Annotated in this window: 24 protein-coding genes and 1 other RNA gene; 12 read left to right on the top strand and 13 right to left on the bottom strand. The window is 40.4% G+C overall.

Going from position 1 to position 23,024, the window contains the following annotated elements:
• The first annotated feature begins 57 nt into the window (after nucleotides 1–57).
• The 3 genes from EW142_RS00475 to EW142_RS00465 are packed head-to-tail and all read left to right on the top strand — an operon-like array spanning nucleotide 58 to nucleotide 2,130.
• Nucleotides 58–792 (top strand): hypothetical protein, encoded by a 735-nt coding sequence (locus EW142_RS00475; RefSeq protein ID WP_240740120.1) that lies wholly within the window; start codon nucleotides 58–60, stop codon nucleotides 790–792.
• A complete protein-coding gene (locus tag EW142_RS00470; RefSeq protein WP_240740119.1) occupies nucleotides 773–1,594 on the top strand; it encodes a DUF3822 family protein in 822 nt (273 codons plus the stop codon). The genes EW142_RS00475 and EW142_RS00470 overlap by 20 nt, the downstream gene beginning before the upstream one ends.
• Entirely contained in the window at nucleotides 1,594–2,130 is a 537-nt protein-coding gene (locus EW142_RS00465; RefSeq protein ID WP_130608116.1) for an RsmD family RNA methyltransferase, read from the top strand. Before EW142_RS00470 ends, EW142_RS00465 begins: the two co-directional genes overlap by 1 nt.
• A 68-nt stretch (nucleotides 2,131–2,198) precedes the next feature.
• Here EW142_RS00465 and EW142_RS00460 read toward each other — a convergent pair whose 3' ends face one another.
• Nucleotides 2,199–2,549 (bottom strand): DUF6249 domain-containing protein, encoded by a 351-nt coding sequence (locus EW142_RS00460; RefSeq protein WP_130608113.1) that lies wholly within the window; start codon nucleotides 2,547–2,549, stop codon nucleotides 2,199–2,201.
• Between the two features lie 128 nt (nucleotides 2,550–2,677).
• Between EW142_RS00460 and EW142_RS00455 the strand changes: the two genes are divergently transcribed.
• Together EW142_RS00455 and EW142_RS00450 are read left to right on the top strand one after the other, a co-directional pair.
• On the top strand, nucleotides 2,678–3,271 hold the full coding sequence (locus EW142_RS00455) for an RNA polymerase sigma factor (RefSeq protein ID WP_130608109.1): 594 nt from the start codon (nucleotides 2,678–2,680) through the stop codon (nucleotides 3,269–3,271).
• Nucleotides 3,255–3,653, top strand: coding sequence for a hypothetical protein (locus tag EW142_RS00450; protein ID WP_130608106.1), 399 nt, complete (start codon nucleotides 3,255–3,257; stop codon nucleotides 3,651–3,653). The genes EW142_RS00455 and EW142_RS00450 overlap by 17 nt, the downstream gene beginning before the upstream one ends.
• Here the strand turns inward: EW142_RS00450 and rnpB are convergent.
• Nucleotides 3,650–3,952: RNase P RNA component class A (gene rnpB / locus EW142_RS00445), an RNA gene on the bottom strand. The two genes, EW142_RS00450 and rnpB, sit on opposite strands and share 4 nt — an antisense overlap.
• Before the next feature lie 108 nt (nucleotides 3,953–4,060).
• Here rnpB and EW142_RS00440 point away from each other — a divergent pair.
• Both EW142_RS00440 and EW142_RS00435 read left to right on the top strand, forming a co-directional pair.
• A complete protein-coding gene (locus tag EW142_RS00440) occupies nucleotides 4,061–5,785 on the top strand; it encodes a DNA polymerase III subunit gamma/tau (protein WP_130608103.1) in 1,725 nt (574 codons plus the stop codon).
• A gap of 72 nt (nucleotides 5,786–5,857) precedes the next feature.
• Entirely contained in the window at nucleotides 5,858–6,439 is a 582-nt protein-coding gene (locus EW142_RS00435) for a MiaE family protein (RefSeq protein WP_130608100.1), read from the top strand.
• Between the two features lie 6 nt (nucleotides 6,440–6,445).
• On the opposite strand, the gene EW142_RS00430 is transcribed toward EW142_RS00435, so the two are convergent.
• From EW142_RS00430 to rpsA, 9 genes are all read right to left on the bottom strand, one after another.
• On the bottom strand, nucleotides 6,446–7,327 hold the full coding sequence (locus EW142_RS00430) for a Ppx/GppA phosphatase family protein (protein WP_130608097.1): 882 nt from the start codon (nucleotides 7,325–7,327) through the stop codon (nucleotides 6,446–6,448).
• Nucleotides 7,328–7,337: 10 nt separating this feature from the next.
• Entirely contained in the window at nucleotides 7,338–9,419 is a 2,082-nt protein-coding gene (gene ppk1 / locus EW142_RS00425) for a polyphosphate kinase 1 (protein ID WP_130608094.1), read from the bottom strand.
• Nucleotides 9,416–9,907 (bottom strand): SixA phosphatase family protein, encoded by a 492-nt coding sequence (locus tag EW142_RS00420; protein WP_130608091.1) that lies wholly within the window; start codon nucleotides 9,905–9,907, stop codon nucleotides 9,416–9,418. The genes ppk1 and EW142_RS00420 overlap by 4 nt, the downstream gene beginning before the upstream one ends.
• A 10-nt stretch (nucleotides 9,908–9,917) precedes the next feature.
• Nucleotides 9,918–10,565 carry a pyridoxamine 5'-phosphate oxidase gene (gene pdxH, locus EW142_RS00415; RefSeq protein WP_130608088.1) on the bottom strand — a complete coding sequence of 216 codons (648 nt, stop codon included), beginning with the start codon at nucleotides 10,563–10,565 and terminating at the stop codon, nucleotides 9,918–9,920.
• A gap of 78 nt (nucleotides 10,566–10,643) precedes the next feature.
• The gene (locus tag EW142_RS00410) at nucleotides 10,644–11,549 is read right to left on the bottom strand and encodes a ribonuclease Z (RefSeq protein ID WP_130608085.1); all 906 of its coding nucleotides are present in this window, start codon (nucleotides 11,547–11,549) and stop codon (nucleotides 10,644–10,646) included.
• The gene (locus tag EW142_RS00405) at nucleotides 11,546–11,878 is read right to left on the bottom strand and encodes a ribonuclease Z (RefSeq protein WP_130608082.1); all 333 of its coding nucleotides are present in this window, start codon (nucleotides 11,876–11,878) and stop codon (nucleotides 11,546–11,548) included. The genes EW142_RS00410 and EW142_RS00405 overlap by 4 nt, the downstream gene beginning before the upstream one ends.
• A gap of 3 nt (nucleotides 11,879–11,881) precedes the next feature.
• Entirely contained in the window at nucleotides 11,882–12,808 is a 927-nt protein-coding gene (locus tag EW142_RS00400; protein WP_130608079.1) for an aspartate carbamoyltransferase catalytic subunit, read from the bottom strand.
• A 6-nt stretch (nucleotides 12,809–12,814) separates the two neighbouring features.
• Nucleotides 12,815–13,354, bottom strand: coding sequence for a bifunctional pyr operon transcriptional regulator/uracil phosphoribosyltransferase PyrR (pyrR, locus tag EW142_RS00395; RefSeq protein ID WP_130608076.1), 540 nt, complete (start codon nucleotides 13,352–13,354; stop codon nucleotides 12,815–12,817).
• 114 nt (nucleotides 13,355–13,468) lie between these two features.
• The gene (rpsA, locus tag EW142_RS00390; RefSeq protein ID WP_130608073.1) at nucleotides 13,469–15,304 is read right to left on the bottom strand and encodes a 30S ribosomal protein S1; all 1,836 of its coding nucleotides are present in this window, start codon (nucleotides 15,302–15,304) and stop codon (nucleotides 13,469–13,471) included.
• Nucleotides 15,305–15,571: 267 nt separating this feature from the next.
• Between rpsA and EW142_RS00385 the strand changes: the two genes are divergently transcribed.
• Both EW142_RS00385 and EW142_RS00380 read left to right on the top strand, forming a co-directional pair.
• A complete protein-coding gene (locus tag EW142_RS00385; protein WP_130608070.1) occupies nucleotides 15,572–15,952 on the top strand; it encodes a LysM peptidoglycan-binding domain-containing protein in 381 nt (126 codons plus the stop codon).
• Nucleotides 15,953–16,181: 229 nt separating this feature from the next.
• The gene (locus EW142_RS00380; RefSeq protein WP_130608067.1) at nucleotides 16,182–17,228 is read left to right on the top strand and encodes a M14 family metallopeptidase; all 1,047 of its coding nucleotides are present in this window, start codon (nucleotides 16,182–16,184) and stop codon (nucleotides 17,226–17,228) included.
• 151 nt (nucleotides 17,229–17,379) lie between these two features.
• Here EW142_RS00380 and cmk read toward each other — a convergent pair whose 3' ends face one another.
• A complete protein-coding gene (cmk, locus tag EW142_RS00375; protein ID WP_130608064.1) occupies nucleotides 17,380–18,072 on the bottom strand; it encodes a (d)CMP kinase in 693 nt (230 codons plus the stop codon).
• 61 nt (nucleotides 18,073–18,133) lie between these two features.
• On the bottom strand, nucleotides 18,134–20,584 hold the full coding sequence (gene lon, locus EW142_RS00370) for an endopeptidase La (protein WP_130612325.1): 2,451 nt from the start codon (nucleotides 20,582–20,584) through the stop codon (nucleotides 18,134–18,136).
• A gap of 219 nt (nucleotides 20,585–20,803) precedes the next feature.
• Here lon and EW142_RS00365 point away from each other — a divergent pair, with 219 nt between their 5' ends.
• From EW142_RS00365 to EW142_RS00355, 3 genes are read left to right on the top strand one after another with little or no spacing between them, the layout of a single operon-like run.
• Nucleotides 20,804–21,367, top strand: a complete 564-nt coding sequence (locus tag EW142_RS00365; RefSeq protein ID WP_130608061.1) for an RNA polymerase sigma factor — start codon at nucleotides 20,804–20,806, stop codon at nucleotides 21,365–21,367.
• Complete coding sequence (locus tag EW142_RS00360) at nucleotides 21,364–21,924, top strand: hypothetical protein (protein WP_130608059.1); 561 nt, start codon at nucleotides 21,364–21,366, stop codon at nucleotides 21,922–21,924. Before EW142_RS00365 ends, EW142_RS00360 begins: the two co-directional genes overlap by 4 nt.
• Nucleotides 21,905–22,996 (top strand): DUF4097 family beta strand repeat-containing protein, encoded by a 1,092-nt coding sequence (locus tag EW142_RS00355; protein WP_130612322.1) that lies wholly within the window; start codon nucleotides 21,905–21,907, stop codon nucleotides 22,994–22,996. Before EW142_RS00360 ends, EW142_RS00355 begins: the two co-directional genes overlap by 20 nt.
• The last annotated feature ends 28 nt before the right edge of the window (nucleotides 22,997–23,024 follow it).

Genomic DNA, 23,024 nt, shown 5'->3' with positions numbered 1-23,024 from the left:
AAAAAAATTGTAGATTTGTCTGTAACCGCTAAATTAACTCAGAAAGACAATATTGGTATGTTAAACTTAATTATAATCGTAGTACTTATATGCCTGCTGACCATAGGCCTTGTATTTTTAATCGACAGGTTCTTACCTCAGAAGATCAAGCCATTTTTGGTATTGGCATTTGGACTCTTGAGTATTTTTCTTGGATATAAGATTTATCAGTCCATCAATTCGCCTATCGAATTTAAAAAGGTAAGACAGGAACGATTTTCCCAAGTTATCTCAAAACTTAAGGATATTCGAAACTCCCAGGAAGCATACAAGACCGTGAACGGTAAGTTTGCCAACGATTTCAACAGCTTGGTTAAGTTTGTAGATACCGGAAGTTATACCATAACCCAGCAAAGAGATTCTTCTTTCATGCGTTTTGACAAGACGTATGGCATTGAGCTACAAAAAGATACTGTTGTTATCGATACACTCGGATTTGTAAAAGTCAAAGATTCCTTGTTCAAAAATGACGACAGATATAAAAATATGATGGATGTTCCTGGCGCCCAGAACAATGAAAAGTTTGAGATGAAAGCAGACATCATTGACAAGAGCGGCTATAAAGCTCCAGTATTTGAAGCAAAAGTGAAGAAAAATGTAGTCCTTTTTGACCAGCCCAAAGATTTGTTGGATAGGGAAAACGCACATCAGAGTGTGGAAGAAGTCAACGGTACCGAAATCAAAGTAGGTTCCTTGGTGGATGTAAGCACCAATGGTAATTGGCCTCCTATTTATGACCGAAAAAGAGACTAAGGAAATAGAAAATAACTTTAATAAGCTGTCCATTCAAGTTGGTTTGAATGGACTTTCTTTTTGTGCCTTGGACACCATTTCCAATAAGGTACTGGCCTTTGAAAAAATTCCCTTTAAGACAGCATCCACACCATACTTACTCTTAAAGGAGCTAAAGCAAATTCTAAATACGAACAATATTAAGAATACTTCTTTTGAAGAAGTAGTGGTCATTCATAAAAACAATTTGTTCAGTTTAGTGCCCAAACCCCTTTTTAACAAGGAAGAACTGCCGAATTATCTAAAGTTCAATGCGAAAATAATGGCCAATGACCATATCGTTTATGATGAACTTGACAATCATGAAATGGTTAATGTTTACATTCCCTTCACCAATGTAAACAACTATATTTTTGAGCTTTTCGGGGAATTCGAATTTAAACACAGCGGTTCGGTTTTGATTTCCACCCTATTGGGTCAAAGCAAATCTTCTTCTGAAACCATGTGTTATGTGCAAGTTTCCGAAAAAGAAATGGAGATCGTTGTGGTCTCTGAAAAGAAACTCCTTTACTATAACTTTTTCGAGTACAGTTCACCGGAAGACTTTTTGTATTATCTGCTCTTTACGTTTGAACAACTTAATCTGGATACTTCAGAAGTGCAGCTCAAACTCTTCGGGAGCATTGAAGAAGGTGATGCTGTTTATGAGATTTGCCACCGCTATGTAAAAAACATCTCAGTATTCGTACCTCCGGGTTTATCGGATATCTTGGAGCAATCTGAGACTTCGACCATCGATTTCACCATTTTAAATACCCTGTAATGCGTATTATTTCGGGGATTTATAAAGGAAAGCGATTGACCGCTCCCAAAAAATTACCTGTTCGCCCGACCACGGATATGGCCAAAGAAGGCCTTTTCAACATTTTGAACAATCGATTTGATTTTGATACCATAGAGGTTTTGGATCTTTTTGCCGGAACGGGCAATATAAGTTTTGAGTTTGCTTCACGGGGTGTAAAGACCATCACAGCAGTCGACAGTTACAGTGGATGTGTACAGTACATCTCAAAGGTCTCCAAAGAATTGAATTTCCCTATCCAGACCATTAAATCAGATGTTTACAAGTATTTGGAGCGTACCCAAAATAAAGTGGATTTCATTTTTGCCGACCCCCCATATGATTTTGAGCCTTCCCAATTTGAAAAGTTGGCAAACCTTGTTTTTGATAAGGACATACTTGATTCAGAGGGCTTGTTGGTGGTAGAGCATTCGACCCAAACCGATTTATCTTTGCATCCAAAATTCGTGGAATCAAGAAAATACGGTGGCAATGTGTTCAGTTTTTTTGAACCTTAGCACTTCATAAAAAAACCTTCCCAAAACTAAGTCAGGGAAGGCGTTATGCATGGAAGAAAAAAGGAATTCTAAGCCTGTTCGGTCATTTTTTTGGTGATAAAGAAACCTGCCAACAATCCCAATCCAGCCATAAAGAAACCTGCACCTGGAGCGGCAATCTCTTCATCCATTCCAAATTGCATTAGCATACCGGCAGTAAAAATACCAAGGCCTATACCCATCATTAAAGTTGCTAAATTGATTACAATGACCTTCCATATGGGAGTGACCCGTGAGCTTTTTCCATAAAAGATGGATGCCTCTGCACCTTTGTCTATCAAAGCCAATCTTTCCTTGTTTCTAGCTGAAATATACAAGTAAAATATACCGAAGATGACCCCAAACATAATGGGAATAATAATGATTTCTGGATTTTCCATTTTGAATGATTTAAAAAATTGTTGTTTGTCTTTGTCTGCCCTTATGACGAAACATTCTAATTTTAGGTTACAATTTTTTTAAAGTATTTCCCTGTAACCAAAACCGCCTGGTTTACGTCAAATGAACAATGGCTAACAACGCTGACCAACAATTAATACAACAAACCCTAAATGGGGATTCGCGGGCTTTTGCCCAATTGGTGGAAAAATACCAGGAGTATGTTTTCACTATAGTGATTCGTATGCTCAAAGTACGGGAGGAAGCTGAGGAAGTGGCACAGGACATCTTTATCAAGGTGTATGAATCGCTCTCAAGTTTTAAGGGAGAATCCAAATTTTCAACTTGGCTCTACCGCATTGCCTATCGCAAAGCTTTGGATCAAATAAGAAAAAATAAAAATAGGGTTCAGGCCTTTGAGTTGATGGAGGAATTAACTGAAGATAAGCATGTATTAGCAAGTAATCCTTCGGAAGTTATGGAAGAGCAGGAACGCAATCAGAGAATTAAACAATGCATCCATCAATTGGGTCATACCGAAGCAGCTTTGATTACTTTTTTTTATTTTGATGAACTAAGCATAAAGGAAATTGCAAGTATTACTGAGCTTTCGGAGGACAATGTAAAGGTCAAATTGCATCGTAGCAGAAAAAAGCTGTATGACTTAATGAAAAGACAAGCTGTATTATCAGAAAATTTAAGGAATCATGGACAAACTATCTAGTCGAGAAGAAGAACAGTTGAAAAAGGCCGTCCAAAAGGTAGGTCTGGAAAAACCTTCAATGGAATTCACGGCAAACGTGATGACCGCCCTTGAGCGTAAGATGGTGAGACATATAAAACCGGCACCATTGCTATCAAAAAAGGGATGGTCGGTAATCATCCTTGTTTTTGTGGTTTGTTGCAGCCTCATCTACTTCTACCCAAAAGAAGGAATCGAGTTGTTCGACCAAGTCCGCCAATTTCGATTGGGTTTTGCCAGGAATATCTTTGAAGGTGTTCAAATTTCAAGGACTATGGTTTTTGCCATTTCATTATTGGGGCTTTTTCTATTGCAGCTTCCCTTTCTAATGCAACTGGTCAACAAACAAAGAACTGTGGAGTGAAAAGCAGGCCATAAGCCGGATTCTGTCGAGCCTTATCATTTATCTAGACATTGGGTTACCCCATAGTTCAAACCGTCTACCCTCCAATTTGGGCGTGCAGCCCTCGAACATTGGTATACATGACGTTTCACCGCATAGAGTTTACCTGATTTCACTACAGCCGAACTGTACATACTTTCTGTTGCACTGGTCCTCGCCTTTCGGCGGACGGATGTTATCCGCTATGCCGCACTTTGGTGTCCGGACTTTCCTCTTCAACCCAACAAAAGTCGGATTACAGCGATAAGGTGGCCTGCTAGTTGCAAAGGTACGGCTAATTGTTAATAAAAAATGATTTGGCCGCTAACGCCAAGGGCACATTGCAGATTCGTATTTTTATATTTGTGTATCACTAAAGCTTCATCTTTTTGGAACCTTTTGTAGTATCAGCCCGAAAATATCGTCCACAAACCTTTAAGGATGTTGTTGGCCAAGAAGCCATTACCAACACCCTGCTCAACGCCATTGAAAATAATCATTTGGCCCAGGCTCTGTTGTTTTGTGGCCCAAGAGGGGTTGGTAAGACCACCTGTGCCCGTATTCTGGCCAAAAAGATAAACCAAGATGGGAACGAAAGGATCGACGAAGATTTTGCCTTCAACATTTTTGAGTTGGATGCTGCTTCCAATAACTCTGTGGATGATATTCGAAGCTTAATTGACCAGGTAAGGATTCCGCCGCAGGTAGGAAAATATAAGGTCTACATCATTGATGAGGTGCACATGCTCTCGCAGTCTGCCTTCAATGCTTTTTTGAAAACGTTGGAAGAGCCCCCAAAACATGCCATTTTTATTTTGGCCACTACAGAAAAGCACAAAATTATCCCCACCATTCTGTCACGTTGCCAGATTTTTGATTTTAAACGAATTACGGTTAAGGATGCCACGGCATACCTGAAACACATAGCAGAACAGCAGGGCATTACTGCAGAGGAAAGTGCACTGCACATTATTGCACAAAAAGCCGATGGCGCTATGAGGGATGCGCTTTCAATTTTTGATAGGGTAGTAAGTTTTGCTGGCAAAAACCTTACTCGTAAAGCAGTCACTGAAAACCTGAATGTTTTAGATTACGACACCTACTTTTCTACAACGGACTTAATTCTTGACAACAATATCCCAGAGTTGCTGGTACTTTTCAATAACACCTTGTCTCTAGGCTTTGATGGTCACCATTTTATTTCGGGCCTGGCGTCCCACTTTAGGGATTTGCTGGTTTGTCAACATCCAGAAACCCTGGAACTTTTGGAAGTTGGTGAAGACGTGAAAAATCAGTACCAAGAACAGACGAAAAAATGTTCTAAGGATTTTTTGCTCACCGCTTTGGATTTAGCCAACGAATGCGACCTGAAATACAAGGCCAGTAAAAACCAAAGGCTGTTGGTAGAACTTACGCTGATGAAATTGGCCTCTCTTACCTTTGAAGACGAAAAAAAAAAGCCTGATTTCATAATTCCGGCTTCCCATTTCAAAAAACAGCTCGTATCTGAAGTTTTGGATGCGAAACAAAGTGCGGAAGCTGTTGAAACCACTGCAGAAATTGTTCCAGAGAAAACACCAGAGCCCGTCACAGAGAAAAAGCCAGATCCTGTACCCGCTCCCGTTGTCAAGAAAATTGTTATTGAAAACAGTGGCAATAGGGTTTCTGGCCTATCACTTTCAAGCCTAAAGGCAAAAAAAGAGCATCTAAATACGAAAAAGTCCAACGAAACGGAAAAGGATTTGCCTCATGAAGCCTTTACCGAACAGGATATGCAAAAGTATTGGAATGAATTCGTGGGTCAATTGGAAAAAAATGGGAAAAAGATTCTTGCAAGCAACCTATTGACCGACACTCCAAAACTAAAAAACGAAAACACCATTTGGATTGAGCTGCCCAATGGTACCATGAAAAAAGAAGTAGAACGCGGACAGGGTCCTTTAATGGATTTTTTGAAAATAAAATTGAAGAATCATTCCATTTCACTTCAAATTACGGTAAACGAGGAAGTAGCTAAAAAATATGCGTTTACACCGGAAGAAAAGTATCAAAAGCTAAAAGAAAAGAATCCTGCCATTGAAATTCTGAGAAAAGAATTCGATCTCGATTTTTAGTGTTCAAGTTCTTTGGAGCGCCTTTTCTTTTAGGTTTATCAATTCCTATCTTTACCCCTAAATTGTAAAAAAATGCTTGGTCTTAAGCTTCCTACAGACCCCAGATGGGTCAATATTGTTGAGAAAAATATCGAAGAAATATTAACCGATCATGCCTACTGTGAGCAGAAAGCGGCAAGTACGGCCATTTCGTTGATTATCGGTTTTCCGGAAAAATCAGAATTGGTGAAGGAAATGACCGCTTTGGCACGAGAAGAAATGGGACACTTCAATATGGTCCATGATAAAATATTGAAACGAGGTTGGGTATTGGGAAGAGAGCGAAAAGATGAATATGTTATCGAGCTTATGAAATTTTTTCCAAAGGGTGGAAGCCGTGAGACCCATTTAGTACACAAGCTTCTGTATGCTGCACTGATTGAGGCCCGTAGTTGCGAACGTTTTCGTCTTCTTTCAGAAGAAATCAACGATAAGGAACTGGCTGAGTTCTACAAAAACTTAATGGTAAGTGAAGCCAATCACTATACTATGTTTCTCACATTCGCCCGAAAATATGGCAACAGGGAGCAGGTAAACCAAAAATGGCAGCAGCTATTGGAATACGAAGCCACTTTAATGGAGAAGTTGGGTAAGAAGGAAACCATGCACGGTTAACCATAGCTATTGATAATATAGCGTTTTGATCATTCCGTCGGCCAACCCAATCTTAGGAACATTAATTTTCTTTGCCCCGCTCCATTTGGCTGCGGACAAAAATATTTTCGCTGCCGGAATGATAACATCGGCTCGGTCTTGATTGAGACCAAGTTCCGAAATCCGGTCCTCATATTGCATACTGTTCAAGAAGTGATATTGGGCATTCAACCAAATGAAGGACAAGGGTTGATTCAATTTCCTTCCTGACATTTTGTGAAGCTTGTTGATATTCCCCCCAGAACCGATAATTTCAACTTTGTCCTTGCCGCCTAAATGACTTTTGATCCATTCCTGAATTTTATTCCAAACACCTTCATCCTCCAGTCCATTCAGCATTCGAACGGTTCCAATCTTAAAGGATTTTGAAGCTATCAATTGGCCACGGTCAAACACCGTGAATTCCGTACTCCCCCCTCCCACATCTACGTACAAATAGGCCCGGTCTTTTTGAATCAGTTCTTTTAAATCCGTGGAAGCTATGATTGAGGCTTCGCGCTTCCCGTCTATAATCTCAATTTTTATTCCAGAAGCTTTATGAACTGCATTTATAACCTCTTTTCCATTCGCAGCCTCTCGCAAGGCAGAAGTGGCGCAGGCCATATATTTCTCTACTCCGTAGACCTCCATGAGCAAACTAAACGACTGCATCGTCTTAATCAGTCGTTGTAAGTTATGGTCGGATATTTTTGACTTCAAAAAGGAGTCTTCGCCCAATCGCACTGGAACGCGAACCAGAGCGCTTTTCTTAAAAGAAGGTTCTCTATCTGGCTGTTCAATCACATTATGCACAAGAAGGCGTACCGCATTTGACCCGATATCTATGGCAGCAAACTTTCTTAGTATCAAAATGGTAAGATTAAGATTCTAGCTTTCCTTTATAATAATCATAAAGTGCGAACTGCGACCGAACCAGGGGTTCCCCTTCTTGCCTTTCCCGATAGGCATTGTCCTGTTCTTCTGAGAAAACCCTAGCTTTCATATTATCTCTCCAAGAGATTTCAAAGGTATCCAACAGTTCTTGTTTGATACTCGGGTCATAGATGGGGCATCCCACCTCTACCCTAAAGTCCAGATTACGGGTCATCCAGTCGGCAGAGGAGATATAAATCTTTGGGTCACCCCCATTTCCGAAGATAAAGAGGCGCGGGTGTTCCAAGAATTTATCAACAACACTTATGGCTTCGATATTTTCACTCATTCCCTCAACTCCAGGAATTAAACAACAGACTCCTCGTATAATCAACTCAATCTTAACACCAGCCCGGCTGGCTTCATAGAGTTTGTCTACCATTTTATAAGATGTAAGACTGTTCATCTTGATCTTGATGTAGGCTTCCAATCCCATTTGGGCATTCGCGATTTCTGTATCAATCAGCTTATTGAAGGTCATTTTGGTGTAATGAGGTGAAACCACCAGATGTTTGTATTTGTTTACCTTGTAATTGGTCTCAAAAAACTCGAAAACCCGGCTCATTTCCTTTAAAATCCCTTCATGAGCCGTGAACAGGGTATAGTCTGTATAAATCTTCGCTGTTGATTCATTGAAGTTTCCTGTACTTATGAAGCCGTATCTTTTTATTCCTTCAGCCTCTTCACGTTCCACCAAGCAAATCTTGCTATGCACTTTTAACCCTGGAACTCCAAAAATAAGATTGACCCCCTCTTCTTTTAATTGGTTGGCATATTCGATATTGGCCTGTTCATCAAAGCGGGCCTGTAGTTCAATTTGAACCGTGACTTGTTTCCCATTTTTTACCGCATTGATCAACGCGGATGCCACTTGACTGGATTCTGCAAGTCGGTATACTGTAATTTTAATGGCACGCACTTTGGGATCCAAGGCCGCCTCCCTCAAAAATTTGGTTACATAGGCGAACGTATGATAGGGCGTATAAATAAGGTAATCTCTTTTGGCAATCAATTCCAACAAACTACCGATCATGCTGAATCCCTTTACGGGCAGGGGTTCAATTTTGTCATACATCAAATCAGTTCTTCCCAGACTTGGAAAGCCCATGTAATCCCTTCTGTTGTGGTACCTTCCACCGGGAATGACACTATCGGTATCAATGATGTTCATTTTTTCCTTTAGGAATTGAAGGGTGTCCTTATCAATACTCTTGTCGTACACAAAGCGAACTGGGTCGCTTATTTTTCTACCTTCAACACTTGAGGATATTTTCTCAATAAAACTTTTGGTTAGGTCATTATCAATATCCAGTTCAGCGTCCCGGGTGATTTTGATCATGTGCGCGCCGATGGCTTCGTATTCAAACATGGTGAAGACGCTGTCGAGACAGTAGCGAATCAAATCATCGAGAAGAATGATATAGTTTTTTTCTCCTTCTTTGGGAAGCACAACAAAACGATCAATCCCCTTCGGAATTTCAATCAGAGCATAACGATTGCCTCCTGAGGAAGCATTTAACTCTTTGTCCTTCATTACCATCTTCACGGCCAAGTAGGCAGCAGTGTCCTTCAGTAATGGAAATTCCGTTAGATCATTAAGGATGATGGTCATCAACTCCTGGTTCACCTTTTTAAAGAAGTATTCCCGAACAAACTCTGCTTGATTTTCATTGATTTCCGTTTCGTCAATAATGAAAATATTCTCGGCCTTCAGCTCTTCTTCTATTTGAAGAAGGATTTCCTGACTCTGCGCTTGTTGTTGAATTACAATTTTGGTGATTTCCTCCAATAGATCTTTCGCCTTTTCGCCACCCAATACACTTTTCCCCTTTTTTCCTGCGTCAACAATACGCTTTACAGTGGCATAGCGGACCTTAAAAAACTCATCAAGATTGTTACTGAATATTCCCAAAAATCGAAGTCGGTCAATCAAGGGAACGTTTTTATCCTCACTCTCCTGAAGAACCCGTGAGTTAAAGTGTAACCAGCTTATTTCTCGATTGATGTATTCGTTTTTGACCTTGATCATGTAGTTCTCAACTGTTTTGGAAAAATAATTTGTTTGGTGCTTCCTTTTTGAATGTTAGACCAGTCTTGTTCATTAAATTGAATCTGAACCAGCCCAGCTGTAGGAAGATTTTCAATATACTGATCTCCCCATCTATTTGCAAGGTTTGTAAAGGCATAATTATGGCCAAAAATCACAATGGTTTCTAAACCACTATCCAAACTTTTGACAAAATCGGAAACTGAATTTCCTGAAAAATCATATAAATTCTCCTTAACCCCAAAATCATCAAGGTCATAATTCAAGATTCGCAAAAAAATCATACTTGTATGCAGGGCCCTGTTCGCTGGGCTGGAAAATGCGGCATCTATTTTTACCCCGGAATCGATGAACTTTCGAGCTACCAAATGAGCATCTCGAATCCCTCTTTCCTTTAAAGGTCTGTCCTTGTCCGACACGTCATACTCCCAAGAGGATTTACCATGCCTCATTAGTATAATTTGTTTCATACTGCTCAAGTTAGGGTGCTAGGCGTTCAATTTTCCAGTTGAAGTCATCTTGCAGGGTATACCTTATCCTGTCATGCAGTCTATTGGGACGCCCCTGCCAAAATTCAATGGATATGGGCCTCACCAAATATCCTCCCCAATAGGCTGGACGCTCAATCTCCTTCCCTTGGTATGCTTCCTCCAACTCCTTTAATTTTGATTCCAAAATTTCCCTGGAAGGAATTACCTCGCTTTGATTGGATACCACTGCTCCCAGTTGGCTGCCGACCGGCCTTGATTCAAAATAACCATCTGAAAGGTTATCGGCAATTTTTTCAGCGGTTCCTTTTATGATGACCTGTCGTTCCAAATTGGGCCAAAAAAATGAAAGGCTCACTGAAGGGTTTTGGGCTATGGCCCTCCCCTTCTCACTCTCATAGTTTGTATAGAAAATGAAGCCTTCATACGTATATCTTTTCATGAGAACCACTCTATTTTTTGGAAACCCATCGAGACCAATTGTAGAAATGGTCATGGCATTGGGTTCCTCCAACCCATCGGTGGCCTCTACCTCATAGAACCATTTTTGAAATTGTTCCAAAGGGTTTTCTTTGATAGATTCCTCGGTTAGAGCACTTTTCTGATAAGACTTTCTATAGTTGCTAAGGTCTTGCTGCATTTTTTAACGATTCTGTACGCTATCAAATTTCCGCAAAAGTCGGGAGACTAAAAAACCAAGTTTAATGCAAAAAAAAGCTTAGATTTCAAATGACTTTCCATCATCGGCCAATTCTACCCTAGGAAATATTTCCTTGGCTTCATCCCTAAAAAGCTCAATGGACCCATACCTTGTGGAATAATGGCCCAATATAAGTCTGTTTACCTCAGCTTTTTTGGCAATTTTAGCAGCCTGTTGGGCCGTGGAATGTTTTGTTTTGGCACAAAGTCTTTCCTCCGATTGTAAAAAAGTGGACTCGTGGTACAGCGTATCCACCTGATGGATTAGGGGCACAATCTCCTCATTGTATACTGTATCACTACAAAACGCATAGCTTTTGGGCTTTGGCGGGGCTTGGGTAAGGTCTTTATTCGGAATTACATTGCCATCATTTTGGATACCATCCGCGCCATTTTTAATGGCGCTATATTGTGATTTATCTATTCCAAATTTTTCTACGGTTTCGATTTTAAGTTTTCGTGCTGCTGGTTTCTCACTAAAAAGAAAACCGTTGGTATACACCCTGTGATACAACGGAACCGTTTTGATTATTATGTTTTCATCATCCAACAATATTTCTGAATCTTTGGATTTCAATTCATGAAAGATGAGCGGAAAATTGGTCCACGAATCTCCCAATTTCAACAACAGGGTGATGGCTTCTTTTATTCCTTTGGGGCCATAAATGTGCAGTTCCCGTTCACGGCCTAATAATCTGAAAGTCGAAACAAGGCCGGGCAATCCGAAGAAATGGTCTCCATGAAGATGAGAAATGAAAATATGGTTAATTCTTGAAAATTTCACCTTAAACTTTCTCAATTGCACTTGGGTACCTTCGCCACAGTCAATTAAAAAAAGATGTCCCTTAGTCTCAAGAACCTGGGAGGTCGGATTTGTAAATGTTCTTGGAGTAGCGGAATAACAACCGAGAATGGTCAGCTTCATATGCCCAAATCCCGTTCAATTTCTTCCATTTCGATGATGTCTTTAGCTTCCTGAATGGATGGAACCAATGTGATTTCCTCGGGAACTTCATCATAAGACACCTCACCGGATACCAAAACGAAGGACTTGCCCGAGTTTTTATGGGTGTAGGACAGTTGTAAAAACTCCAACAGGTCCCCAGAGGTTAAATTATCGAAGGAAAAAAGGTTAACTATGATGTTGTCGTGCTTTATTTTTTGATATGCGCTCTTTAGATTTTTTAAAAATGTGGATAGGGAGGTCTTCTCTTGAAAGACGATAGTTGTTGTCCCTTCTTTATCGAAAATCATTTTCTATTTAATTTTTGAAGCCAATAAGTAGATTACTGCCATACGAATGGCCACACCATTTTCAACCTGTTCCAAGATAATGGATTGGTTGGAGTCTGCCACATCACTTGTGATCTCCACCCCGCGATTAATCGGTCCAGGGTGCATAATCACAATCTGTTTGTCCAGACTATCGAGTAATTTCTTGTTCACACCAAACTGCTGGGTGTATTCACGTGTTGAAGGAAAATAACTGATATCCATTCTTTCATTCTGCACCCGAAGCATGTTGGCCACGTCACACCATTCCAAAGCCTTTTTCAAGTTGGTTTCCACACTAACTCCCAAGGATTCAATATATTTTGGGATAAGGGTCTTGGGTCCACAGACTTTTACCTGAGCTCCTTGTTTTTTAAGGGCAAAGATGTTGGAAAGCGCCACTCGGGAATGTAAGATATCCCCAACTATTACAACATTCTTTCCGGTAACCTCACCAAGTCTTTCCCTAATGGAATATGAATCCAACAAGGCTTGTGTAGGGTGTTCATGAGCTCCATCGCCTGCATTGATGATAGATGCCTTCACATGTTTGGATAGGAAAATGCCAGCACCTGGATTGGGATGTCGCATCACCACCATATCTACCTTCATGGACAAAATATTGTTGACCGTATCAATTAAGGTTTCTCCCTTTTTTACCGAGGACTGCGAAGCTGAAAAATTGATGACATCGGCAGACAACCTTTTCTCCGCCAATTCAAATGAAAGCTTTGTACGGGTACTGCTCTCAAAGAATATGTTGGCAATTGTGGTATCGCGAAGTGTAGGTACTTTTTTAATGGATCTATTTATCACTTCCTTAAAGTGGTCGGCTGTTTCAAAAATGAGCTCAATATCTTTCTTGTTCAGATATTTTATTCCCAATAAGTGGTTTACACTTAACTCGCTCATTTTTAATTATTTGTTTACTAAATAAACTATGTCTTTTCCATCATTTTCCTTCCACATCACCTTTACCTTCTCTTCATTTATGGCATCTACCTGACGTCCCCGATAATTGGGCTGAATGGGCAAATGCCTGCTAAATCTTCGATCTATCAAGGTCAGTAATTCGATGTTCGAGGGTCTCCCAAACGACTGTATTGCTGTGAGCGCAGCGCGAATACTTCTTCCCGTATATAGCACATCATCAATAAAAACCACATTTTTATCCTCTACCAGAAAATCGATTTCGGTGGTATTGGCCTGCAAGGTCTTTTCGCCCCGTCGAAAATCATCACGATAAAAGGTAATGTCCAAAAAACCAAGCTTGATGTTTTTTACCTTGTAATCTTCCCTTAAAATCTTGGTCAGGCGCTCAGCGAGAAAAATTCCTCGTGGCTGGAGACCAATAAGAACCGTGTTGGAAAAATCGAGATGGGTTTCAATAAGTTGACAAGCTAAACGGTGCAGGATGATATTGATCTCTTTTGAAGTAAGAAGTACCTTTTGATTCATTTGGTTTACTACCCGCTCAATTGTATGCAAAAGTAATCAAATCTTTAGAATGTTTACTGCAAGAAAAAGCCCCGCTGGAATCAGCGGGGCTTTTCTATCGATAAGAAATATTTTTTATTTCTTTTTGGAATCTGCTTCCATCTTCTCCTTCAATGCTTGCAATTGAGAATTTGCATCACCTATAGTAGGGGCATCTTCCTGACTTGCAGCCATTTTCTTCTTCGCAGAGCGAACGTTGCGTTCTTCCTGCTCTCTGAAGATTGCGGTATGACTAGCAACCACTCGCTTGAAGTCTTTGTTAAACTCAATAATCTTGAATTCAACTTCTTCGCCTTTTGTGATTTTCTTTCCATCTTCTTTCTCCATATGGCGAGATGGTATAAAGGCAACGATATCTTCATTAAAGGCAACAGTAGCACCTTTATCAACGATTTCAGAAACCGCTGCTTTGTGTACAGTGCCTTCAGCAAACTCTTGTGCGTACTTATCCCAAGGGTTCTCAGTGGTCTGCTTATGGCCCAAGCTTAGCTTACGTCCTTCAACATCCAACTCCAATACCTCAACTTCTAGAGTGTCACCTACGGTAACGAATTCAGATGGGTGCTTGATTTTTCTGGTCCAAGAAAGGTCAGAAATGTAGATCAAACCATCGATTCCTTCTTCCATTTCAACAAATACTCCAAAGTTGGTAAAGTTTCGAACAATACCTTCATGTCGAGAACCGACAGGATATTTGGTAGTAATATCGGTCCATGGGTCTGGAGTCAATTGCTTAATGCCCAAAGACATTTTGCGATCTTCCCTATCCAAGGTCAATACCACAGCCTCAACTTCATCACCAACTTTTACAAAGTCTTGAGCTGACCTCAAGTGCGTGGACCAAGACATTTCAGAAACGTGAATCAATCCTTCAACACCTTCTGCCACTTCGATGAACGCACCGTAATCAGCAATAACAACAACTTTTCCTTTGACCTTGTCGCCAACCTTGATTTCGTCACCCAAAGCATCCCATGGGTGTTTTTCCAACTGCTTAAGACCCAATTGGATTCTTGATTTGTTGTCATCAAAATCCAAAATAACCACGTTCAGTTTCTGATCAAGCTCAACCACTTCGTTCGGATGGTTGATACGACTCCAGGAAAGGTCGGTGATGTGAATCAATCCGTCTACACCTCCAAGGTCGATAAACACACCGTAGGATGTTACGTTTTTCACGATACCTTCAAGCACTTGACCTTTTTCCAATTGGCCAATGATCTCTTTCTTCTGCTCTTCAATATCAGCTTCGATAAGCGCTTTATGCGAAACCACAACGTTTTTGAATTCGTGGTTGATCTTTACCACTTTGAATTCCATGGTCTTACCTACGTACTGATCGTAATCGCGAATTGGCTTAACATCAATTTGGGAACCAGGTAAAAACGCCTCAATTCCGAAAACGTCAACGATCATACCTCCTTTGGTTCTGCATTTTACAAAACCTGTAACGATCTCTTCTTTGTCGTGGGCGTCATTGATGCGATCCCATGCCTTAATGGTTCTGGCTTTTCTGTGGGAAAGGACCAACTGTCCTGTTTTGTCCTCCCTGATATCGATTAAGACCTCAACCTTGTCCCCTACTTTTAAATCGGGATTGTATCGGAACTCGTTCAACGAAATAACACCTTCAGATTTGGCGTTGATATCGATGATCGCCTCACGGTCGGTCATGTGTACCACAGTACCTTCAACCACTTCCTCATCGGCGGTATCTACGAAATTCTCCTCAACAAGTGCTTCAAACTCCTTTAGTTTGGAATCCTCTACACGCTCAATTCCCTCTTCGTACTTGTCCCAATCGAAACTGTCCAAATAGGCTTGGGGATCTTGCTGGGTCTTTGTTTCTTTAACTTCTTTTACGGCCTCGGTAGTTTCTGCTACCTCAGCATTTGCTTTTTCTTCAGCCATGCGCTGATTTTAAATTTGTATTCCACAATGTTACAAGAGCTGGGCAGTGATTGCGAAAGTTGTTATAAACTTTGTTTTTGTTTTCCTTTTTGCCTCTTGATATCTGCCACAAAAAGGAGCGCAAAAATACAATTAATTCCTTGTTTTACAAACCCTTATTGGACACTTCTGTCTTATCCCGAAGAATTCAGGATAATTTAAAGTAAAATGTGACTTTTATGCATATCTTGTTTCTAAATAGTAACCATTAAAACAATACAGAATATTATGAGTGCAAAAGCAAAGTATCAGGCAGTTTTGGACCTAGGTCAAGAATTAAATATAAAAGATGGGGATGTTTCTGAGGATGGAGGCGTTCTAAAAATCAAAGGTGTGGCCGCAACACCTTACGAGAAGAATATCATGTGGGACAAGATCAAAGAAATCGGGGGACAAAGTCCATCAGATATCAAAGCCAACATCTCCGTGGAAGATGACAGTGTTTATCATAGACATACGGTTAAAAGTGGCGAATCTTTGAGTTTGATTGCTAAACATTACTACGGTGACGCCATGAAGTACAACAAGATTTTTGAGGCCAATACCGACCAATTAAAAAATCCAGATTTGATTCACCCAGACCAAGTTTTGGTGATTCCGAATATCTAAAAACGAATTGTAGATTTGTTCTAAAGGCGCTTTTTCAAGTGCCTTTTTCTTTTGTGGAATTTTACATCAAGTAAAAAATAAGCACCTTGTTCCCAGATGGGACGCACATACATTTGAGATTGCTTTTTTAACCAAAATCCACGAACTTCACGTATCATAGGATAAATATCATCAAAACCGATTCATATCCTTTTAGTTAGCAAAAGTCTTAAACAGAACTTTAAACCAAATGAGAACAATAATTTTGCCCTTTTTGATATGTTTTGCGGCTCAATTTACTCTTGCGCAAAATGACTTTCAAAAAGCTTTCAAATCAGAAAGTAAATCAACAAAAGAAAACGTTCGCATAGAGTTTTTTGATGATTTAGGAAATTCTGGACATTTGCCAATATCGATTGTAAAAGGTAAAACTCAAGGACCAGTTTTCACCATTGTTGCAGGTGTTCACGGTTACGAATACCCACCAATTATCGCAACACAAAAATTACTAAGGGAAATCAATGTAGAGGAACTTAGCGGAACATTAATTATCGTTCCAATTGCCAATATGGCTTCCTTTTTTACACGAACACCTTTTATCAATCCCCAGGATCAGAAAAATTTAAACAATGCTTTTCCGGGAAAAAATAATGGCAGCATTACCGAACAAATAGCATATTTCATAACTACTAATATAATTTCCGTCAGCGATGTTTTTCTGGATATCCATGGCGGAGATGCCTGTGAAGATCTACTTCCCTTTGTTTGTTATTATGACAACCAAAAAAAACCGGAGCAAACTTCGATGGCGAAAAGACTATCCGAAAAGAGCGGATTTGAATATTTCGTCTCCTATCCTTATAACATTTCGGCAACGGAGCCAGCGAAATACACATTCAAACAAGCGGTTCAAGATGGAAAAATCGCATTGAGCATTGAATGTGGTAAATTAGGAAATGTACAAAAAGAGAATGTCAATTTGATAAAACAAGGTGTTTATAATATGCTTGAAACTATGGGCATGTATTTTAACGGAACTGGAGCCCATAAAAATATTGTCTATCGCAATAGTCAGACATATATAAAAGCAAGTGTCAATAGCATTTTTTATAGCGATTATAAAGCTGGGGATGAGGTAAGGAAAGATGATATCGTTGGGTACACGACTAATGAATTTGGCTTTATTTTGGAAGAATACACAGCATCAAAGGATGGCATTATATTATATATGCTAGCTACCCCACCAATTAATACAAACGATACTGTTATGTGCATTAGTTCCTATATAGAGAACTAGACTTTTGCAAACAACGTATAACCCTCATTGCTTTATTGGTTTCCTGTAGAAGAGGGAAATGTTCTATTTTAAGTAACTTTAAATCTGAGCATAGCGGAACGAAGCGTTATGCAATACCGATAAGTGCATTCGTGAAAAACCAACCTACCTTTCAATTTTCTTCTCCAATAACCCGCTGGGCGTAGCTGTGAATGCGTTCGAACTGCTCCTCCACACCCATATCACTATTGTCAAAAGTAATGGCGTCCTTGGCAGGTTTTAATGGGGAAACCGTTCGGGTGGAATCGATAAAATCGCGCCCTTCCACATTTTTAAGCACTTGCTCAAAAGACACCTCATCCCCTCTTTCAAGTAATTCCTTATAGCGGCGATGGGCTCTGGTTCGAGCGGATGCGGTCATAAAAATCTTCAGTTCCGCTTCTGGAAAGACCACGGTTCCGATATCCCGTCCATCCATTACTATTCCTTTATCAAGCCCCATGGCCTGTTGCAGCTCTACCAATTTCTCACGAACCTCTTTTACTGCCGAAACTTGGCTCACTTGTTCAGAAACCCGCATGGTCCGGATTTCTTTCTCCACATTTTTGCCGTTGAGAAACATTTCCGATTTACCAAGTTTTTTGTTGGGCCGGAATTTGAGCTCGACGTTTGGCAAAGCCTCGATTAGGGATTTGGCATCAAGGGAGTCCGATACGAATCCTTTTTCCAAGGCGAACAAAGTAACCGCTCTGTACATGGCACCGGTATCCACATAAACATAACCAAGGGCATTGGCCAACTTTTTGGCCACCGTACTTTTACCGGTTGAGGAATACCCATCTATGGCGATGATTATTTTTCGCATAGGCCAAATGTACCTAGAATTGGGCACATTGAATTTGGTGTTGAAAGAATTTCATGTGGGGTTAAAGTACCTTGGCGTTCTTCACCTTTCTGTCTGTAATCGCAATATCGATCACCTCACTCATATCGGTGACATAGTGGAAAGTCAATCCTTTGAGGTAATCTTGTTTGATTTCTTCGATATCCTTTCTGTTTTCCTCACAAAGAATGATTTCCTTAATTCGAGCTCTACGGGCGGCCAAAATCTTCTCTTTAATACCGCCTACGGGCAAAACCTTGCCCCTAAGGGTAATCTCTCCGGTCATGGCCAAACTCTTTTTCACTCTTTTTTGGGTGAATAGGGATACCAACGAAGTCAACATGGTGATACCTGCACTGGGGCCATCCTTTGGAGTTGCACCTTCAGGCACGTGAATGTGGACATTATATTTTTCGAAGACATCGGGTTCTATACCAAAAGTCTTGGCATTTGACTTGATATATTCCATGGCAATGGTCGCCGATTCTTTCATTACTTTGCCCAGATTCCCCGTGATGTTCAAGGTACCTTTTCCTTTGGACAATATGGATTCTATAAAAAGAATGTCGCCTCCAACACTGGTCCAGGCCAGCCCGGTTACAACACCGGCAACATCGATGTTTTCGTATTTATCGCGTTCGAGGCGAGCAGGACCCAATATTTTTTCTACATCCCCATTACTTACCTTGATGTTGTACTCTTCTTCTATCGCTATGGATTTCGCAGCATAGCGCACCATTTTCGCTAATTGTTTCTCAAGGCCACGAACCCCAGACTCGCGAGTGTAACCCTCAACTATTTTTTCCAGCTGGGCCTTGCCGATTTTCAAATCCTTCGAAGACAACCCGTGTTCCTTTAATTGTTTGGGAAGCAAATGCCTTTTGGCAATTTCAACTTTCTCTTCAATGGTATAGCCTGTGACATTTATGATTTCCATCCGATCGCGCAAAGCCGGCTGAATGGTAGCCAAACTGTTGGCAGTGGCAATGAACATCACTTTGGACAAATCGTAACCCATTTCCAAGAAATTATCGTGGAACTCGCTATTTTGTTCAGGGTCCAACACTTCCAACATGGCGGAAGAAGGGTCCCCCTGATGGCTGTGGGAAAGTTTATCAATTTCATCCAAAATAAAAACCGGATTGGAAGTCCCCGTTTTTTTGAGACTTTGAATAATTCGGCCCGGCATCGCACCAATATAGGTTTTTCGGTGTCCTCGAATCTCGGCTTCATCCCGTAAACCTCCTAGCGACATGCGCACATATTCCCTGCCCAATGCTTCAGCAATGGATTTTCCCAAAGATGTTTTTCCGACCCCGGGAGGGCCATAAAAACAGAGAATGGGTGATTTCATATCATTTCGGAGCTTCAGTACCGCTAAATACTCAATGATTCTCCTTTTTACATCCTCAAGACCATAATGGTCCCTATCCAAAATTTGTTGTGCCTTTTTTAGATCAAACTTGTCCTTGGAGAATTCATTCCAGGGCAAATCCAATATAAGGTCCAAGTAGTTTCTTTGAATGGAATACTCCGCAACCTGCGGATTCATGCGTTGCATTTTGCCCAACTCACGCTCAAAATGTTCTTCAACTTTTTTATTCCATTTTTTGTCCTTGGCCCTAACGCGCATTTCTTCAACTTCTTCCTCATAAGAGATGCCACCCAACTCTTCCTGAATGGTCTTCATTTGTTGGTGAAGGAAGTATTCGCGTTGTTGTTGGTCCATATCACTGCGAACCTTGGACTGGATATCATTTCGCAACTCCAACTTCTGAAGTTCCATGTTCATGTACTTCAGGGTGGTCAATGCCCGTTCTTGAAGGTTTGGAATCTCAAGAAGTTTTTGTTTCTCTGCAACCGTGAGGTTCAAATTGGAGGAAACAAAATTGATGAGAAACGAGTTACTCTGTATGTTGCGAATGGCAAACGTAGCTTCACTCGGAATATTTGGGTTGTCCTTTATGATTTTGAAGGCCAGTTCCTTTATAGATTCGATAATAGCCTCAAATTCCTCGCTTTTTTCATTGGGCCTTTCTTCTTTGGCTTCTTTGACCGTAGCCGTCAAATACGGGGTTTCGGTTATGATTTGATCAATCTCAAAGCGTTTTTTTCCTTGGATGATCACCGTGGTATTACCGTCGGGCATTTGCAACACCCTAAGTATCCGGGCCACTGTGCCCAGTCTATTGATGTCGTCAACTCCAGGGTTCTCTACCTGTTCGTCCTTTTGGGAAACCACACCAATGGTCTTGTTGCCATTGTTGGCATCCTTTATTAGGGCAATGGATTTATCCCTTCCCGCTGTTATTGGAATAACAACCCCTGGAAATAACACCGTATTGCGTAAGGGCAATACAGGTAGGGTTTCTGGCAAGCTTTCCCGATTCATTTCCTCTTCATCCTCAGGTGTCAACAAGGGAATAAGTTCCGCTTCCTCATCCAATCCCTGAACTGAAAAGCTGCCAAAAGTTGATATCTTAATTTCTCCCATATTTTCTTTTTCAGACATTTTGTCATTCACGACAAAACGTTTTTGTACTTTCTAGGTCGCAAAACTTAGTAAAAATGCTGATTCTTAGCGTATTTCTATGTTTAGAACCTCAATGTCCATCCTAAATGGGCAATTCTTGTGCCATTTAAATTTCAAAAAGATTGAAAAAAGTGTAACATTCGAATTGTTAAATCATCTTTAGAGCAAACTAATCATTTTTTGAGCCACCAAAATGAACATACTGATGCACTGCTGAAAGCGTGCTTGGAAGGAAAGCAACGAGCGCAAATGGAAATTTACAATCGATATTACAAAGCCATGTACAATACGGCCTTTCGAATTGTAAAGGACTCTGCCGAAGCTGAAGACATTATGCAGGAGTCGTTTTTGAACGCGTTTACGAAACTGCAAACCTTTAAAGGAGATGTCACCTTTGGAGCATGGTTAAAGCGAATAGTGATCAACAACAGTATCTATCATTACAAGAAACAACAAAAAACACGATCTGTTCAATTGGAAGATGTAATGTACAAGGTCGAAGATAATGATGAAGTTGCTTTGAATGATAATGGTTATACTGAACTGAAGGCTCAAAAAGTGATGGAGACCATGAAAAGTTTAAAAGACAATTACAGAGTTTCTTTGACCTTACATTTAGTTGAAGGGTACGATTACGAAGAAATCAGTGAAATAATGAATATCAGTTATGCGAATTGCAGAACTACAATTTCCAGGGCTAAGGAAAGCCTAAGAAAAAAGTTGACCGTAAATGCCGGATTATGAAAAAAGATAATGTAGAAGAGTTGTTCAATAGACTTCAAAGATCATTTGATCTCGAAGAACCCACTATCGGGCACCAAGAGCGATTTTTGGAAAAACTCAACCAAGCCAAAGGGGTAAAAACCCTAGCACAGAATAAGACAAACTGGTGGAAACCCTTGTCCATTGCAGCTTCCATCGCCTTGCTTTGCGTAGTTGGCCTTCAGATTTTCAATGCAAGGCCATCCATAAAGCAACAAGTAGTGGAAATCGCTCCTGAAGTGTCTCAGACCGAGTTTTATTTTGCCGGTCTTATTGAAGAGCAGGTTCAGCAACTTAGGGATGCCAAATCTCCGGAAACGGCAAAACTGGTCGATGATACGCTCGCACAGTTGGACAAACTGGAAAATGATTACGGTACCCTAGAGCAGGAATTGATAAACGGAGGGGACAGTAAGATCATTTTAAACGCCATGATAATCAACTTTCAAACCAGAATAGACCTTTTAAAAGAGGTGCTCAACAACATTGAAAATATCAAAAACTTAAAAGCATTTAATGATGAAAACATTACTATATAAAAAGGTAATTCTAATTCTTGCCCTCGTACCTCTGGCCTTAAGTGCCGGAACTGATAAAATGGGCGGAAGGTATACCAAGGAAAAAACGATAAAGAAAGAGTTCGATGTCAATTCTGATGCCCTTTTCAAGGTAAAAAACAGCTATGGCAATTTGAATCTTACCTCTTGGAACGAAAATAGAGTGGTTATTGAAGTTCATATCAAAACCAATGGTAACAACGAAGAGCGTGTGCAAGAGAGGCTCAATGAGATTGATGTAGCCTTTGAAAACAGCGCAAGCTTGGTTTCTGCCAGAACACTTTTTGGAGATCGTGACAGTGGCTGGGGATGGAAATGGAACAAAAAGAAAAACGTAAATGTTCAGGTGAACTATACCATAAAACTGCCGATAAAGAACAACGTCAACCTCAGCAATGATTATGGGAATATATATCTTGACCGTATCGATGGCCACGCCAAAATAAGCTGTGACTACGGAAAAATGGAAATTGGTGAATTGAGGGGCCGTAACAATGAGTTGCGATTTGATTACACCTCACGTTCCAACTTTGATTATGTGAATAGTGGTCAAATTATTGCGGATTACTCCAGTTTTACTATCGGAAAGGCTGGTAACCTCACCGTTAAAACCGATTATACAAATGCGGTCATCAAAAAAATGGAAAACCTGGAGTACGCAGGAGATTATGGTTCCATTGAGGTGAATGACGTACAGAATGTCAATGGAAATGGAGATTATATCGGAGTAAAATTAGGTACCGTGAGTGGTAATGTCGCCATAACCTCCGATTATGGCTCAATCAAAATCGCTGAAATGGCTTCCGATGCTGGTAATATCGAAATTAGAACCGATTATACCGGAATCAAGATTGGGTATGACCCCGGATACCATTTTGATTTTGAAATTACTACGGAATATGCCGGCGTTAGCGGAAAAGATGCTTTTGAAATCAATATTAGCAAAGAGAAATCGTCCCAGAAGTATTACAAGGGATATTATGGCAGGGAGAACTCCGGAAACAAGGTTCTTATTGACAGTGAATATGGAGGAATCACCTTCTATCAAAACTAAGTAACAAATCAAAAAACAAATACAAAAC

This window comes from Flagellimonas allohymeniacidonis (assembly GCF_004296335.1).
GTDB lineage: Bacteria > Bacteroidota > Bacteroidia > Flavobacteriales > Flavobacteriaceae > Flagellimonas > Flagellimonas allohymeniacidonis.
The sequence above is the reverse complement of the archived record's forward strand: the minus strand, read 5'-3'. Positions and strand labels throughout refer to the sequence as shown.